Consider the following 17045-nt stretch of genomic DNA (forward strand, 5'->3'; position numbering starts at 1 on the left):
AGTCTTTGTACATATTACTATGAACATTCATCGTTGCATTGAGTTTAAATTTTTTGATTGCCAACATTCCGAAGAACAGAAGACAATTTCGAATAACTCAATACCTGTGAATGTCCACACAGATTACTTGATAAATTGTTAAAGAGCGGACTTGGTAACCTGCGTTAGACGCCGTGTTCCGTGTCAGTGGGGTGTATTATAGGGAAAACATTTTATAGCGCAAGCGCTTTTTAAAGTTTTTATGACGATTAAGACTCAACTGCGTACTATTTAAACTCAAAGCCACATTTAAGGATGTTTTTGCTGTATTTACGAACAAAAACGGCCAACTACAGCAGACCTTGAATATATTTCCCCTGCCTATAGAAGGCTTAAGATGTGCTTCATTGAGATTTAAGTAGCTAATTTGGCTTGTTGAGGCTAAATATTTACTCAAGCAAGGTTAATACAGTGTTAACTCAACTGTAAATTCATCTCAACACACAAGGTATAGGTATTTTTTAATTTTACTGGCAGCAAAAGCAAAACGAAGAAAGCGGTTTATAGATGGATAACAGTCAACCGATGTTCATATATAAGTAGGTTAATGCTTATATATGAACAGGTAGGAGATATTTTTTGCTTATCGGCAATAAACAGACACTTTCGCTTATCGGTTTGATGAGGGATTTGTAGACTATGACAGTAATTGATTTAATAAACTCGGTACATCAGCAATGCTATCAACCACGGCACTAGCAAGATTAATACCCGCGTCATCGACTACTTTACCTGAGCGAACCAAAATAGTGGTATTGATTCCAGCGGCTTTTGCTGCGCGCATATCATCAGCCTTATCCCCAACCATCACAGATTGGCTCATGTCTATTTTCAAGAATTCAGCGGCAGTGGTCAACATACCTGGTTTCGGTTTACGACACTCACAATCTTGCTTGTATTCGCCTAGGCCTTTTTCTGGATGATGTGGGCAATAATAAATACCATCAAGATCGACACCTTTATCGGCAAAGTTCCAATCCATCCATTCTGTTAAATGATGAAAATCATCTTCACTGTACATGCCACGAGCAATACCAGATTGGTTGGTGACAACGACTAATAGGTAACCCTTTTGCTTTAACGCTAAACACGCTTCAAATACACCCTCTATATATTCAAACTCGTCCACAGTATGGACATAACCATTGTCTTTATTGATCACGCCATCACGATCGAGAAATACTGCTTTATTCAATCTAACACTCCTTAAACGCTATACTGGGGTGATTATCCCATTGAGATGAATTTGGGGCCAGACAATCTGGATATTTTTATTAATTTGTTTAATTACCACCTTTATATGCATAATTGTATAGGTTTCACTTTATAAAGCGGCCTCTAAGCGGTACCCTTGCTCGAAGATATTAGTGATTATTATAGAATACATGAGCAATATACCTCCTATTATTCATAAAACTCGAACGCAACTTGTTGTTGAGGCGCTTCGTGAACAGATCCTTTCTGGTGATATTCAGGGAGGTGAACCGCTTCGACAATCTGCTATCGCAGAGCAATTGAACGTGAGTCGCATTCCTGTGCGTGAAGCTCTAGTACAATTAGAAGCAGAAGGTTTAATCAATTTCGAACCACATAAAGGTGCAACCGCAACTCTATTATCAGTTGAGCAAGTCACTGAGTTATTTGAATTACGTGCAATGATAGAATCAGATTTATTAGCTAAGGCAATTCCTAAATTGTCTGATAATGATCTTGCTGAAGCTGAAATGGTGCTCGTTCAACTTGAGTTAGCATTTACACTGAAAGAGTCTGTGGCCAGTTGGAGTGAACTGAATACAAGATTTCATACTCGTTTATACCAAGCGGCTAATCGCCCTCATACAATGGATGTGGTAAACGGTCTAAACACGAATTGTGATCGCTATATTCGTCTACAGTTGCTGTTTACTGGTGGGATCCCTATCGCTGAAAGAGAGCATAGAGTGTTACTTGAGTTATGCAAGAATCGAGATATAGAAAAGGCGACAACTTTATTGCGAGAGCATATTCTGCATGCCTCTGATTCAATAAAGAAATTAGTAGAACAAAAAATTAAGTCATAAAAACAATAATAAATCTTAGTTATGGCTATTAAAAATAATGAATACCAAGAGTTTAGCTTAAGCTCGCTTAATACCTAGCACTTGATATTGTGAATAAATTTAATTAACGATTGAACGTATTGAGAGAATTTTATGCAGTATGCACATATTACCGGTTGGGGTAAGTCCGTTCCGCCAGCAACATTAACCAATGCTGATTTAGCGACATTCATGGAAACAACGGATGAATGGATTAAAACTCGCACAGGGATCAGTCAGCGTAACATTAGTCACGTTAACACTTCTGAAATGGCATCGGTTGCAGCTAAGCATGCACTTGCGGCTGCAGGAATCGACGGTAGTGAGTTAGATTTAATTATTTTAGCGACTGCAAGCCCTGATACCTTGATCCCTAATATTGCTTCAACGGTACAAGCCAATATTGGCGCTACATGTGGTGCATTTGATATCAATGCCGCATGCAGTGGCTTTTTGTATGGTGTGGGTTTAGCCAGCTCAATGATCAAAAGCGGCCAAAGTAAGAAAATTCTGATCATCGGTGCTGAACGTCTGTCTTTTTACCTTGATTGGTCTCGCCGTGAAACCGCAGTATTATTTGGTGACGGTGCTGGCGCAGTTGTTCTTGAAGCAAGTGATCAGCCGGGCGGCGTATTAGGTTATGAGTTAAACAATGACCCTGAAGGACGAGATATTTTAAAGTCTAATTTTGGCACCCAAATGGATAGATTTGATAACGATTCGTTAGATTTTTATATACACATTAATGGTCAAGATGTGTTTAAGCGTGCGATTCATGGCATGGGAAGCTTAAGTGCTAAAGTACTCGAAAAATGTAACACCAATATAGATGATGTCGATTTCGTTATCCCGCATCAAGCTAACGAGCGAATTATCGATACGTTAGTGAGCCGGATGAAAATCCCTAAAGAAAAAGCATTCGTTAATATCGCTGATTATGGCAATACTTCTGCAGCCACCATCCCTATCGCTATTTGTGATGCATTATCTCAGGGCAAAATTGTCCCAGGGCAAACGATTTTATCATGTGCATTTGGCGCAGGATTAACTTCTGCTGCATTACTATTAAAGTGGGGTGAACGAACCACACCAATTAATACTAGTGATGCTGAATTACCCCCTTGCGATAAAACGGCACTTGAATTAATTAAGCCTGCGGTTGATTACTTTTTCAATAAAGCGAAAGATGCTGAATAAGCCTTATTGAGTTAACTTAAATTAACTTAAGCTAAGCGTTAAAAAAGCCAGTCCATATGACTGGCTTTTTAGTGTGTTAGCGCAGCACATTAATTAAGTCTTTTACCGATAGTTTTTTTACATCGCCTATTGCAGCGACCTGAGCCAAGAGTAATTCAGCACAGGATAATGCATCTATAAGCGCATTATGCGCCGAATAAACAGGTAAACGGTAACGTTCACGACTGGCACCTAAACGTAACGATCCTTCTTTCAATACCGAATGTTGCATTAAACAGCGTTTTTTTTCTATGGCGAGGGTGTCGATAAACACCATAGGAATAGATTGACCAAAACAACGGATTAATTGCTGTTGAATGAACTCGATGTCCAGTGGTGCATGATGCGCCACCAAAATATGACCTTTCGTTTGTGTGAGAAACCATTCCATCGCGTCTTGAATAGATAACGCCATATGCAATTGATTATCGACAATACCATGAACCGTCGCGCTGTGACCGACACTACCACTGATGGCAATCATCATATGTTGTGCCTTTTCAAGCGGGATCACCCCGTTGATAATAGGTACCATACCAATACTGATGACTTGATCGCCAATAGGATTTAAGCCGGTCATTTCAAGATCAATCGCCATTAAGGGGGCGTCGAGAAATGGTTGTGTTAATGCTGGGATAATTGCGTCTAAGTAAGTATCGAGTGGCGAAGGCAGTATGGCCATTTTTTTACGCCACAATATGGCTTTTATCCACCACAAATTAACCACTAAAAACTCCTTAGATACTTAAGTTTTATACCCGCTTGAGCATCATGAACCACCTTAAAAGCATCCCGTAATTGGTGGCGCATTAACGAAGAGAGATGTTGTGGTTTTAGAAAGTTATTCACCGGCAGATTATGGGTTGCTTGGTAACCTTGATTCGATAAACGCATATGCGCAATAAACTCATGTGCATCAGCCAAATTAAGTGCATCTTTGCGATTAATAATATTCGCATCCATTAACGCCCTGATCCGCTTGGCGGTATTCACCTCTTTAATACCCGCACTCAACGCATACACTCTGGCAATATCATTAATAAGCGCACTGCCCTTGTGCTTTAAATCCATGCCTTTGACTTCACTGCCATCACGCTCAAGAACAAACTTTCTAAAAAAACCCAGTGGAGGTGATTCCGTTAAGGAATTCCCCGCCATACCGGCAAGGAAAATATCGTTGTCTTGTGTTGATGCTAACACCGAATCTTGTAATTCATTGAATAGGTTTAACGGACCGAACACAGGTCGCATATCGAAAAAGATGCTTGCATGCATTAATGCTTTTGGTTCTGGCGTATTAACCCATTGCGAAAAAAGCCCTTTCCATTTAACAAGGGATATTCGCCACTTGGGGTTTTGCGCCATAATATCGCCTGGACAATAAATATAACCACATTCATCTAAGCCCTTACACACAGCTTTGGTTAACGTGTCAAAATAAGCTGCGGCAAACTCATCAGGTTCATGGGCCAGTAATAAACCATTATCTTGATCTGAACAAGCGACTTGGTCTTGGCGACCTTGTGAACCAAACGCTAACCAACAAAATGCCATTGGCGCTTGGCCTAAAATTTGTTGATTAAGCTCAATCAGTCTGCGGGTTAATGCATCGGTTACTGAGGTTAGCACACGGCCAATCTCTTCAGCTCTAGCATCGGCACTGATGAGGTTTTGTAACAACAGGGGGATTTGTTTACTCACGTGAATAAGCTTTTCTATGCTGCCTTGGCGGCCAATTTCGCCAATTAACAGCAAAGGCTGTGAGCTTTGTGAACGCAAAATATCAGTACTGGTGATCATCCCGAGTGCTTGGCTGCCTTCTACCACAGGCAAATGATGAATATTATGTTCACTCATCGCCAACATGGCTTCAAAAACTAATGCATTGGCATGGGTTGTGACTGGATTAATTGTCATGGCTTGACTCACCAGAGCATTAAAATCTAACCCTTCGGCAATGATCCGATTACGCAGGTCTCTGTCGGTTAAAATCCCGGTTAACTTTTGATTATCGATCACTAATACCGATGATACCCGATGTTCTCGCATCAGTTTGGCTGCATCCATCACGCTGGCGTTGGCGTCAATAATAATCGGCCTAGATGACATAATAGAAGTAATGCGGCTCGTAGTGGTCAGGTCTTTGGCGGTAAATTTAGCTTCATTACGTAAACGATTAGCAAAAGCGCGGGCAAAAAACTGATCAAAACTGCGATGATCAGATCTCAACTTGGCAAATACAGATTGTGGTAAATGATAAACTAAACTGTCTTCAAGAATGGCCACTTTATTAACCACTTTTTCACCCGATAGCAAAGTAGAAAAACCAAAGCACTCACCTTCGCCGACACGGTCGACCAACACACCTTCAGGATCGCGAACTTCAAATGCGCCGCTGCGCACCAGATATAATTTGGGGTTATCTTTGTCAAACTCAACAAATGCAGACGCTTTACTGTAATAACCCACAGTAATTTTTTTGGCACAATATTGAATGAGATCTCGAGGAAGCGTATCAAAAGGAGAATGGAGCGCTAAAAACTGCTCTACAGGTTGTAACTCGCTGGCATCCATTAATTAATTCCCTATGGTACATGGGTTAACACTTTCACTATAGCAAAGCATTTCACTTAACGCCTATAGGACTAAAGCCCAACAAAAAGAGCGCCGAAGCGCCCTTTCTAAGCTGTATTGATTATAACTTAGTGATCGTGAGCTTCACCCGATCCTTTAGGGAAACGAATCGACTCTACCATCGCCACTATTTCATCAGGAATTTTAGTGGTAACTTTACTCACAGCAAAAGCCACGACAAAGTTGACTATCATTCCCATCATTCCAATACCTTCTGGTGAAATACCAAATAACCAGTTTTCAGATGTATTAGCTGCTGGATTAACAAACTTAAAGTAAGCGATATAAGCCGCAGTAGATAATAAGCCGATAACCATACCCGAAATAGCCCCTTCTTTATTCATGGTTTTAGAGAAAATACCCATGATAATAGCTGGGAATAACGATGCAGCAGCTAGACCAAATGCAATGGCGACAACCGCGGCAACAAAGCCTGGTGGATTAATACCAAAGTAACCAGCCATAACAACCCCAAAACCTGCGGCTATTCGTGCATACATTAACTCTTTCTTGTCCGAAATGTCTGGCATCAGATTTTTCTTGAGTAAATCATGTGAAACAGACGTTGAAATAACCAGTAATAAACCCGCAGATGTCGACAATGCTGCAGCTAAACCACCCGCAGCAACTAAAGCAATCACCCATGCTGGAAGGTTAGCAATTTCAGGCGTGGCCAACACAATGATATCTCGGTCAATGTTCATTTCATTTTTTTCACCATTGGTGTAAAAAATCTTGCCATCATTGTTCTTGTCTTCCCACTTGATTAAACCAGTTTTTTCCCAGTTTTTAATCCACTCAGGTGCAGTTTCATAAGGAACACCGGTAGAATCTGGTCCATTAATGGTTTCAATCATATTTACGCGTGAGAAAGCAGATAATGCAGGAATTGTAGTGTACATAATAGCGATAAACACTAATGCCCAACCAGCTGATATACGTGCATCTTTCACTTTAGGAACAGTAAAGAAACGCACAATAACATGCGGTAATCCTGCTGTACCAAACATTAACGCGCCAGTGATAAAGAACACATCGATCATGCCTTTAGAACCTTCGGTATATTGGGAGAACCCAAGCTCTGCCGATAATCCATCGAGTTTATCGAGTAAATATACCCCCGTACCATTACCCGCGGCGTCGATCATCTCAGCACCGAAACCAATTTGTGGGAAAATATGACCTGTCATCATTACCGAAATAAAGATAGCTGGAACCATAAAGGCAAAGATAAGTACGCAGTACTGTGCAACCTGTGTGTAAGTAATCCCCTTCATGCCACCCAATACTGCATAAAAGAACACCACCGCCATACCAATATATACGCCAGTTTCTACGTCAACCTCTAGGAAGCGAGAGAACACCACGCCAACACCACGCATTTGCCCTGCAATATAAGTAAAGCAAATAAAGATGGCACAAATCACTGCTACCGTACGTGCTGTTTGAGAGTAATAACGATCACCAATAAAATCAGGAACAGTAAATTTACCAAATTTACGTAAGTAAGGTGCCATGCACAAGGCTAATAGCACATAACCACCAGTCCAGCCCATAAGATACACTGAACCATCATAACCAGTAAAAGACACAATACCGGCTAATGAAATAAATGATGCAGCTGACATCCAATCTGCTGCTGTTGCCATACCATTCAACACAGGGTGAACGCCACCGCCTGCAACATAAAACTCTTTGGTTGAACCTGCTCGAGACCAAATGGCGATCCCGATGTAAAGCGCGAAAGTTGCGCCAACAATTAAATACGTAAGTGTTTGAACATCCATCTTAGTGCCCCTTAGTCTTCCTGAACATTGTATTTTTTGTCTAATGCATTAGCTTTCGCCACATAAACAAAAATCAGCGCCACGAATACATACATTGCACCCTGCTGCGCAAACCAGAAACCCAATTTGAATCCCATAAAGGTAAATTCGTTTAACACATCTACTAATATAACGCCGCAGCCAAATGACACTGCAGCCCAAATTGCAAGCAAACTAAGTACTAAACGTAAATTCTCACGCCAGTAACCCGCTGCCTTATCGTTATTTTCAAAACTCATTGCGACTCCCCTATGTTATTTTTTGTAAAGTCATTGTTAATTTAGCAACTCAGGGGGGCACCACAATCAAGACCTTAGTCGTACTTGATCAATAAAAACTCTGACCAATATTAAAAAACACTCATATATCAATGCAATAGAGAAAATAAAAACCAGAAAAACATGTTGCCCACGCCACGAAGTTAGACCAAGGTCGAACAAAAAGACATCTTTGTGGAGTCTGTGCGCTGCATCACGAAAGGCAAAAATAAATATTTGATAGCAAAAAAATTTTTGTTTGCGTTGAAAATAGTTCTATTTCCTGAGATAAGTGTTCTTAAAGGAATAAGTCTATCTAAAATACAGATAATAAGGATATTTTTTGAGCTTGCCACGCATTAATCAACAACACCTTTTGTACTCGATTATATTGGGGGTAATCGGACTGCTACTCAATTTCTACCCAATACAGTTTTTTGCCAATGTGCAATTTGTGTTGGGGAATACAATGACCGTTATTGCGGCTGTTTTGTTAGGGCCTTGGTATGCATTTTTAACAGCAATGATGGCATCTACTGGGTTAATGTTGATATGGGATAGCCCTCATGTGTATTTAATCTTTGGGTTAGAAGCGTTGTTTTTAGGATATGCCCGACGCCGTGACATCTATGCGCTGTATGCCGATGCCGCTTATTGGTTATTACTGGGTGCACCACTAGTGTATCTATATGTCGTCTTTTTAATGGATATTCCCCCTTCTCACTTAGGTTTTATCATTTCAAAGCAAGGAATTAACGGTCTTATTTATACCAGTATTGCATCACTGCTTATTTTAGCTATTCCAAAATTATGGTTTTTAAAAGACAAAGTGAAAGATCGTCATCGCAGACAATTAAGCGCGCAATTGACCTATTTTTTCACCTTACTCGTGACGTTAACATTACTGTTTTCAGCGTTAATTTTTAATTATTATTCTCTAGAACGTCAACAAGTCATGTTAAAACAAAACATGACTGAAGCCGTTGCCCACATTTCAGCGTCGACACAAAGTTATATTGAAAACCATAAAACGGTTATTCAAAATACGGCCAATCAATTAACGCTAATCGCTGATAAGCCGGAAAAATGGCAGGCTATTTTATCGAGCTTTCATGAAAGCTACCCCAGTTTTATCAGCATGCTTATTGCTGATCCTGACGCTAAAATTGTTAATGCCAGCCCGGTTTCAAGGCTGATCGCAATCGACAAAAAAGCACAGGATATCAATATTAATGACCGCGATTATTTTATTGAATCATTTTATAATCGTCGCTTATTTGTATCATCTGCCTTTTTAGGCCGAGGTTTCGGCAATGATGCTATTGTCGCTATGAGTACCCCGTTTTATCTCGATGAACAACATACGCAAGTCGCCGGCATCATAGAAGGCTCGCTTGATTTGAGCTACTTTTCACATATTGATCAAGTTAGTGAATACAGTAATGATGAATCGGTGGTGATGGTCGATGAGAAAAATCAAATTATTTTTGCCTCAAAAAAGCTCAGCCTTAAACCGCTATCTCAATTTAATTTTGTCATCAATAAAGGCGGCTATCATGCCAACTTAGAGCTTATCAATATTCACAAAATGACCTCCATTGTGCCTGAGTATATCTATACTCACCGTGAATTAAATAATGGTTGGACTGTGTATATTTTAAAGGAATTCTCACCTTTATTAAAACTGGCCGAAGAGCAAATGTTTGCTAGTTTTATAATGTTATTAGTGTCATTGGTATGTACTTTTTATATATCAACAAAGCTCAGTGCACTATTGACCGTGCCATTAGAAGCAGTTGCCAATCAATTTAGCCTACCTGATAGCGGAAAAGTATCGACCATTGACGACAATTCACCTAGAGAAGTCTTCAGCCTTTATCAACGATTAGTGGCCAGTAAAGAACAACTGGTTGCCCATCAAATGGAATTAGAACAAACCGTTGCCAATCGCACTGCAGAATTAGAAAAAGCCAATAAAAAACTCACCGAGTTAGTAGACCGAGACCCGTTAACTGGGTTGTACAACCGCCGTTATGCTGAACGTAAGTTCAGTGAGCTATTAGAGTTTTGTTTACGAAGCGAACAAACCATTACGGTGGCCATATTGGATTTAGATTTATTTAAAACCATTAACGATAACTATGGCCATTTGGCTGGTGATGAGTGTTTACGTAAAGTATCGCAATTATTGCAGAAGTACTTTAAACGCGACATTGATATTGTTGCCCGCTACGGCGGAGAAGAGTTTTTACTGATTTTACCCTTATCCAATACCTTACACATAGAACATCACCTCAATGGGTTTAGAGAAGCGCTGTCACAATTAGAAATTACCTCGCCCGAAGATAATCAGGCGTTCAAAGTAATGGTCAGTATTGGTGCTATCACAGCGAATGCCGATTATGAGGCCGACCTGGATAAATGGATTAAAATTGCCGATGAGAACCTCTACCAAGCAAAGCAACAGGGACGTAACAGAACCATCATTGATATCATTACTGACTGATCTTTGGTGACTGGTTATCTAAAACTGACTCGGATTGATGGGCTTGGGTGAACTCATCAATGCGACTCATCATATACGGATAAAATGGATTCCATTTTTGCCGTAACATATCATCTGCCGGTACACTAAAAATACCTCGCTCGCCTTGATAAATAGCTCTTCCTATCTGAATTTTTTGTGGCTTATCTTCCGCGAGTGGCCCATAAAGGGTATCTTCAATAGGAAAACTTAACGCGACGTGAGATAACGAATACACATCTTTAGGCCATTCTAAGCTCAATGTTAATACATTATCCGTTATCGATTTATCGGCTAACTCTCTGACTTGAACGTAACGATCACTTTGGGGAGCATTTTCAAGCAGACTTAACCGATAAGGTAATGTTGCAGCGAGCCAGAATGGCGTAAAAGATGCCAATGGGTCTTGAAAGAGTAATTGGTTGTTACTTCGAGTTCGGTTGACGTCAAATAACACTAATTGATGGTCTTTGTTTGCGGGTAATCTTTGGTATAACAAATCAACCACAGCGAGTGAAGATACCGTATCATCGACAACGGATTGGAAGGTTAAAATGGGTGGGATAGCCGTAAACTGTTGTGCTGATAATGCCGCTAATAAGGTCTGATTACGTTGAGTTAACTGGTATACAACATCACCAGCATTAACTGCGAAGGATTGATATTTAAAGGGGTCGTATTCGGTTTGAATACTGTTCCAGTACAGTTTATCTTGCCCAAGCAACTTACCCAGCTGTGCTTGCCAATAAGCACCAGCAGCAATAGGCGCCAGACCGATAGCGGGTGATAACATTATAATGCCATCAAAGCTTGGCGGCTTTTGTAAGCTTATATTCTCAAGCTCATGGTTTAATGCTAGCGCTGCCCCGGTTGAAAAACCCACCACATAAATGGGTTTTCCCGGCAACTGTTCAGATAGATGCGCGACAGCCAGTGACACAGCCCCAGCAAGATCAGGCCAAGTAATATCGGTTAATCCGGAAGGAATGGTTCCGTGTCCAGGCAAACGCAGGCCTAGAACATGTGCCTGATGTTGGTAGTGTTGTGCAAGATGCGATAGCACATAGGGTGAGTCAGACATACCGTGAAGCAGTAATAGACCAAACTCAGCTTGAGGACTTTTCCATTCAAATGAACGGTTCCAATTTTGCTGCCATAATCCAGGGTCAGACAAACTATGACGCTCATAACGATTAATAGGCGACGCTATTTCAGGTTGATATTGGCGGTATACTTGCTGATCGACTTCAGCAAATAGTTTATCTTCTAATTGTAAATATTGACTAAAATCGGTTAAACCTGCTTGTTGATGATATTCCGAAGTAAGATGTATTGTGTGCCATAATGACAAATTAGGCCGCGCATTAAGTAGCCAAACGCCTGTAATAATTAATGCTAAAGCAATACCTAATGCACCATAAAATGCGGCAAATAAAAAATGTTTCGTCGACCCAATCACAATTGCACGCATAACAACCTTATAAATAAAGACTACCGATAAACATCTTGTATAAGTAGTGAGTACACTTACTGAGAACAACTAAGTAGTATAAGACACCATAAATTTAACATAATAAAAATTGCCACTCAGCTTAAGTAATGAGTCACTACTTCGCCATATTAGCCGTTAACGATTGTGGAAATAACATGTCATCTGATTGCTTTAGCCATGTCTGGGGACCGATGAATCCCGATATTATTTTTTATCTACCAACCCCGCCAGCTTTACCGGCACATTGGTGTGCTTATGATGCTAATGCAATAACACAACTGGTGGATCTCAATGGTAATCACTGGCGTAAAATTGTTACTATTATGGCCAAAATTTGCTGTTTAGAGCCCGATATCAATATTGAAAAAGGGATTCATTGGAAGTTGATCCGTGATCAGCTGTTTAGCCAACCTAATGACACTCAAACAAAGGATAAACACAGGGATCCTGCTCGGCGTTTACGCTGCCAATTACGCATTGTTAACCCCTACATTGATGAGAATAAAAACCAGGCATTCTCTAGTCAATGTTGGCATATATTGTGTGGTAAAGAAGTACAACATCGAATGGGAATACTAGATGCTAGTCAGTATATCGCTCTAGATCAACAGCAAAAAATACTGCATCAGCAAACCGTATTGCTGACGCCATATTTAGATTATCGACAATATTCTAATGCGCTTATTGAACTGACGCGACAGCAGATGCCATCGCATCAGTAACAAGGCGTTAATCATAAATAGTCGGGATCGGTTCGCGCTTATGTTGAGTCCGTTGATAGATACCTACAAGTTTGTCTTCCACAGATTGGATAACATCTTTGCCTTCTAAAAAGTCATCGATTTGATCATAGGTTAGCCCTAAAGCGACTTCATCTTCAAGTTGAGGTTTATTGTCTTCTAAATCGGCGGTAGGTGCTTTTTTAACTAGTAAATCGGGTGCGCCCAAATAAGCGGCTAACTGACGTACTTGGCGCTTATTTAAACCAAATAATGGGGCTAAATCGCATGCACCATCGCCCCACTTGGTATAAAAGCCGGTAATATTCTCTGCGCTATGGTCAGTACCAACGACCAAGCCACCGACTAACCCTGCAATATGATATTGAGCTATCATCCGCATTCTGGCTTTAACATTACCTTTGACGAAATCAATCTTGTTTTCGTCGGCTAAAGCGATATTGGCTTCAGCTAAGCCAACTAAGGTCGCTTGATGTACACCAATAACACCTTGGGCAATATTCACCGTGACTTGTTTTGATGGTTGAATAAATCGACATGCCATTTGTGCTTCATCTTCATCTTTTTGAATTTGATAAGGCAAACGAACTGCAATAAATTGATAAGATGCTTCACCAAGCTCTTGATTAAGAGAATCTACCGCTAATTGGCAGAGTCGACCGGCTAAAGATGAATCTACACCACCACTGATGCCCAGCACTAAATAATGAGTTTGGGCTTGTTTTAACTTAGATTTGATAAAAGCAACACGACGCTGAACTTCAAACTCAGGCTCAATAGCCTTAAGTACTTGCATCTCTCTTAAGATTTGTCCTTTCACGTGACGCTCCTGATTGCTGATTAAGATTCTGACTCGATATCTATTCTATAAAAATCTACACAAAAAAAAACGATAATGATGCTGCATTATCGTTTTTTTTATCGACAATTTATTAACGTTCCCAATAAGACTCTTCGAGACTGTCTTCTCGCTCAGGTAAACCACGAGACAAACGAGGACTATGTTGTGCTAACACCTCATATGCAACCCGATTAGCGTACTTACATAATTGAGAAAATGATGAATAACATAAACCGTCTCGTTTATGTTTGCTTGAACCAGGTATATTGGTTTTATGGAACGTATTGGCTGATAGGTCATGTAAAAGCGCTGACAATGCGCCATCGCCAGCACCATTGGTATTACGGATTAATTCTGGGCCGCCCATATAAGGCGCAATATGGGCGTAGACTTTTATTGGGGTATCACAATCGGCTTGCAATTTAGGTCGAGAGAATTCGTAACGATTAAATTCAGGAATGGCGCCTGGTAGTAAAGTATGGCTGGTTTCGCGCTTTTCATTATCGTCAGTGTAACCTGCGGTATAAAGCCCTATTGCACCAGCAGTGGTTAACACCATGTCACACCATTCAAGCGCAACTTCACTGGCAAGCAGTGGGTCTTTAAAGCCCGTTAACGCTTCGCCTTCATCTTCATTCATGGCTAAGATAGTGACGTGCTCTCGAATAAAGTTTTGCCACCATTGAGGATCTTCTTGAATTAAAAAGCGCGTACCTAAGGTTAACACTACTGGCACGTCGGCTTCTTTAGCGTAATTGATTGCCGTCATTGCGGCATCGGTAATGCCATCGCCATCGCTTGCACGCATTAAGTAAGCCGTTAACACTAATGCTGAACTGCCCTGCACAACTTCTTTATCAATGTATTCAGGGGTAAGCTTATCCATACAGCCTTTGCTAATCGCAAAAGTGCGTTCACCACAGTCGGAAACCAATGTAAAACAACGGCCAATTGGACCATCAACTGGTTGTAAAAAATTAAGGTCAACCTTTGATGAAGTATTACATAAATAGCGATAAGCGTAACTGCCGACCATAATATGCTGGCTCATCACGCCAAAAAGCACTGAACGATCATCCGCTAAGATTGAATAATTGTGTACTGTATTACCAATAGTACCACCGGCAAATTCATCGCTGATCATCTCATTGGATTTTAGTTCATGATACAAATTATGGGCTTGTTCATCATTAATGAGAGTTGAATTGCCTTTAGGCAAGCCATAGCGTTCAAGTAATTCGTCTTCTACTTTTGCCTCTATATCAACCAAGGTTTGATCAATACCGCAAATATAGGTAGAAAAAGGCTGTGGCTGCTGCGTAAGTTGAGCCAACAATGGATCACGGCTGTTTACAGGGAAATAATGCTTAGACTTACGTTGACCAGGAAACTTCATATGGGGCTCTCGTAGCGTTGCGTCCATGCAAGTGTGAAATGATTGACCACTGACACTCATTCAATGTTGAATAAGGTATCGTCCGCGAAAATGGCGGCAAATTTTATCATAGGTAAGCGCCAATTTTACATCACTTTTATCATATTCGTGGTTTAAATACGCTTCGATGAGATTATCTGTGCAGTTTACGAGAGTTTAGCCCCATAACGCCGGGCAGACCACGATAAGGACTGCGAGAAAAACGTCATAAGGGAGACGAGCGGTTACACCGTTACCTTTTATTCGCCATAAAAAAACCTGCAAAGCAGGCTTTTTATTCAGACGCTGAGCAGCGGTTATTTTAATACACTAGCCAGTTGCTCGCTCACTTTACTGACAGATTGAGTACCGTCAAACTTGTTGTACTGAGTGTTACCGGCTTCTGCAACTTTGCCATAGTAAGCAACTAATGGCTTAGTTTGCTCATGATAAATACCCAAGCGCTTACGAACTGTACTTTCTTCATCATCAGGGCGAATCGCTAAATCATCACCAGTGACGTCGTCTTTACCTTCCACTTTAGGCGGATTGAACACGATATGGTACACACGGCCAGAGCCTGAATGGACACGACGTCCGCTCATGCGCTTAACGATTTCTTCGTCTGGCACATCAATCTCGATAACATGATCGATTTCAATACCATTTTCAGCCATTGCATCTGCTTGTGGGATGGTACGAGGGAAACCGTCTAATAGAAAACCTTTTTCACAGTCGGCTTGTGCAATACGCTCTTTCACTAAACCAATAATAAGATCGTCAGACACTAATTGACCTGCATCCATTACTTTCTTAGCTTCTAAACCTAATGGAGTGCCCGCTTTAACAGCTGCACGCAACATATCACCGGTTGAGATTTGTGGGATACCATACTGTTCCATAATGAACTGTGCTTGGGTACCTTTACCGGCACCTGGTGCACCCAATAAAATAATGCGCATCTCAAAAGTCCTCTTTTAAGTTTATGTTCTTTTTAGGGCGGCGATTTTCGCACATCTGCCACAGTTTTAATAGCGCTTTTGTTATGACATTAGACCTAAATCTAATAAGGCTTGTAACAAAAAGGCATCAATTTGTTTAATACAACAAGGTATATAATTTACGGCGATATTGATTGGCTATCATGTTGCCCTGTCCTATCGCAGTTAAGATTTCCATGAAGACTTGTTTGACTTTACCCTCTGCAGCATTAAGATCTTTTTGTAAAATGGTAAATAATAACTCCAGAGCTTCTTCATTACGATGAGCTGCATTTAATGCTTTGGCCAAAATGATTACCGCATCAAGATCATCTGGATGCTCAGCAACATTCTGCTGTAATTGGCGAATTTCAGGTGTGTCAGCTGCATCTTCCGCTAAGGCTAATTTGGCGACTAAATTATGATAGTAACTGTCTTGATCAGCCAAACCAATACGAGCAAGTAATACTTTTGCTTCAGCAAGTAAACCTAGCTGTAAGGCTACATCGGTCATAATCAATGCCACTTCAGCCGCTTGCTGTGCATCGACATAAATCGTTTTTAACTGTTCAGCAATGTTAGTTAAGGCTTCAGACGATAACTCGCCTTGGGCTAATTGTTGCTTAATGTCTTCAAATGCTTGTATCCACATAGGCGGTAAGTGTTTGTCGAGTAAGTCACTAATTTGCTCTTGGCTTTGCACGCCAGCAAAACCATCAATCGGTCTTCCTTTATCTAAAATCAATGTGGTCGGTAAATTTTGAATCTGGAAGTAATTCGCGATTTCTAACTCTGTTTCACAGTCCACTTTGGCAAGAATAAATCGCCCAGATTGGGCGTTAGCCAACAGTTCCAGCGTCTGCAACATCTGCACACTTTCGGGCTGTTGTTGCGTCCAAAATGCCAATACCACCATTTTTTGCATCGAGGTATCAACAACGTGTTGAATATTATCTTTAGTAAGATTAATGAGGTAGTCCATAT

At 40.7% G+C, this 17045-nt stretch carries 14 protein-coding genes; 4 read left to right on the plus strand and 10 right to left on the minus strand.

Annotation, left to right across the window (positions count from 1 at the left end; translation table 11 throughout):
• Positions 1–676 precede the first annotated feature (676 nt).
• Positions 677–1234 carry a D-glycero-beta-D-manno-heptose 1,7-bisphosphate 7-phosphatase gene (gene gmhB / locus H5164_RS19230; RefSeq protein ID WP_182757349.1) on the minus strand — a complete coding sequence of 186 codons (558 nt, stop codon included), beginning with the start codon at positions 1232–1234 and terminating at the stop codon, positions 677–679.
• 190 nt (positions 1235–1424) lie between these two features.
• On the opposite strand from gmhB, the gene H5164_RS19235 reads away from it, so the two are divergent.
• Both H5164_RS19235 and H5164_RS19240 read left to right on the plus strand, forming a co-directional pair.
• Entirely contained in the window at positions 1425–2099 is a 675-nt protein-coding gene (locus H5164_RS19235; protein WP_124016050.1) for a GntR family transcriptional regulator, read from the plus strand.
• A gap of 132 nt (positions 2100–2231) precedes the next feature.
• On the plus strand, positions 2232–3314 hold the full coding sequence (locus tag H5164_RS19240) for a ketoacyl-ACP synthase III (RefSeq protein ID WP_124016051.1): 1083 nt from the start codon (positions 2232–2234) through the stop codon (positions 3312–3314).
• Between the two features lie 76 nt (positions 3315–3390).
• Here H5164_RS19240 and H5164_RS19245 read toward each other — a convergent pair whose 3' ends face one another.
• From H5164_RS19245 to H5164_RS19260, 4 genes are all read right to left on the minus strand, one after another.
• Positions 3391–4080, minus strand: a complete 690-nt coding sequence (locus tag H5164_RS19245) for a 3'-5' exonuclease (RefSeq protein WP_182699014.1) — start codon at positions 4078–4080, stop codon at positions 3391–3393.
• Entirely contained in the window at positions 4080–5927 is a 1848-nt protein-coding gene (locus tag H5164_RS19250) for a DUF294 nucleotidyltransferase-like domain-containing protein (RefSeq protein WP_182757350.1), read from the minus strand. The genes H5164_RS19245 and H5164_RS19250 overlap by 1 nt, the downstream gene beginning before the upstream one ends.
• Before the next feature lie 128 nt (positions 5928–6055).
• Positions 6056–7774 (minus strand): sodium:solute symporter family protein, encoded by a 1719-nt coding sequence (locus tag H5164_RS19255; protein WP_182723437.1) that lies wholly within the window; start codon positions 7772–7774, stop codon positions 6056–6058.
• 11 nt (positions 7775–7785) lie between these two features.
• Entirely contained in the window at positions 7786–8052 is a 267-nt protein-coding gene (locus H5164_RS19260) for a DUF4212 domain-containing protein (RefSeq protein ID WP_124016055.1), read from the minus strand.
• A gap of 361 nt (positions 8053–8413) precedes the next feature.
• Here H5164_RS19260 and H5164_RS19265 point away from each other — a divergent pair, with 361 nt between their 5' ends.
• Entirely contained in the window at positions 8414–10576 is a 2163-nt protein-coding gene (locus H5164_RS19265) for a diguanylate cyclase (RefSeq protein ID WP_235781871.1), read from the plus strand.
• Here the strand turns inward: H5164_RS19265 and H5164_RS19270 are convergent.
• The gene (locus tag H5164_RS19270; protein ID WP_182757351.1) at positions 10566–12065 is read right to left on the minus strand and encodes a carboxylesterase; all 1500 of its coding nucleotides are present in this window, start codon (positions 12063–12065) and stop codon (positions 10566–10568) included. The two genes, H5164_RS19265 and H5164_RS19270, sit on opposite strands and share 11 nt — an antisense overlap.
• Positions 12066–12241: 176 nt before the next feature.
• Between H5164_RS19270 and H5164_RS19275 the strand changes: the two genes are divergently transcribed.
• Positions 12242–12808, plus strand: a complete 567-nt coding sequence (locus tag H5164_RS19275; RefSeq protein ID WP_259396885.1) for a DUF6942 family protein — start codon at positions 12242–12244, stop codon at positions 12806–12808.
• Between the two features lie 7 nt (positions 12809–12815).
• On the opposite strand, the gene nadE is transcribed toward H5164_RS19275, so the two are convergent.
• From nadE to H5164_RS19295, 4 genes are all read right to left on the minus strand, one after another.
• On the minus strand, positions 12816–13646 hold the full coding sequence (gene nadE, locus H5164_RS19280) for an ammonia-dependent NAD(+) synthetase (protein ID WP_182723439.1): 831 nt from the start codon (positions 13644–13646) through the stop codon (positions 12816–12818).
• Positions 13647–13758: 112 nt separating this feature from the next.
• Entirely contained in the window at positions 13759–15063 is a 1305-nt protein-coding gene (locus H5164_RS19285) for an inosine/guanosine kinase (protein WP_124016058.1), read from the minus strand.
• Positions 15064–15398: 335 nt separating this feature from the next.
• Positions 15399–16043 carry an adenylate kinase gene (gene adk / locus H5164_RS19290; RefSeq protein ID WP_124016059.1) on the minus strand — a complete coding sequence of 215 codons (645 nt, stop codon included), beginning with the start codon at positions 16041–16043 and terminating at the stop codon, positions 15399–15401.
• 136 nt (positions 16044–16179) lie between these two features.
• Positions 16180–17043 carry a tetratricopeptide repeat protein gene (locus tag H5164_RS19295; protein ID WP_182757352.1) on the minus strand — a complete coding sequence of 288 codons (864 nt, stop codon included), beginning with the start codon at positions 17041–17043 and terminating at the stop codon, positions 16180–16182.
• Positions 17044–17045 lie beyond the last annotated feature (2 nt).

Origin of the sequence: Shewanella sp. SG41-3, assembly GCF_014164545.1 — a bacterium.
Lineage (GTDB): Bacteria > Pseudomonadota > Gammaproteobacteria > Enterobacterales > Shewanellaceae > Shewanella > Shewanella vesiculosa.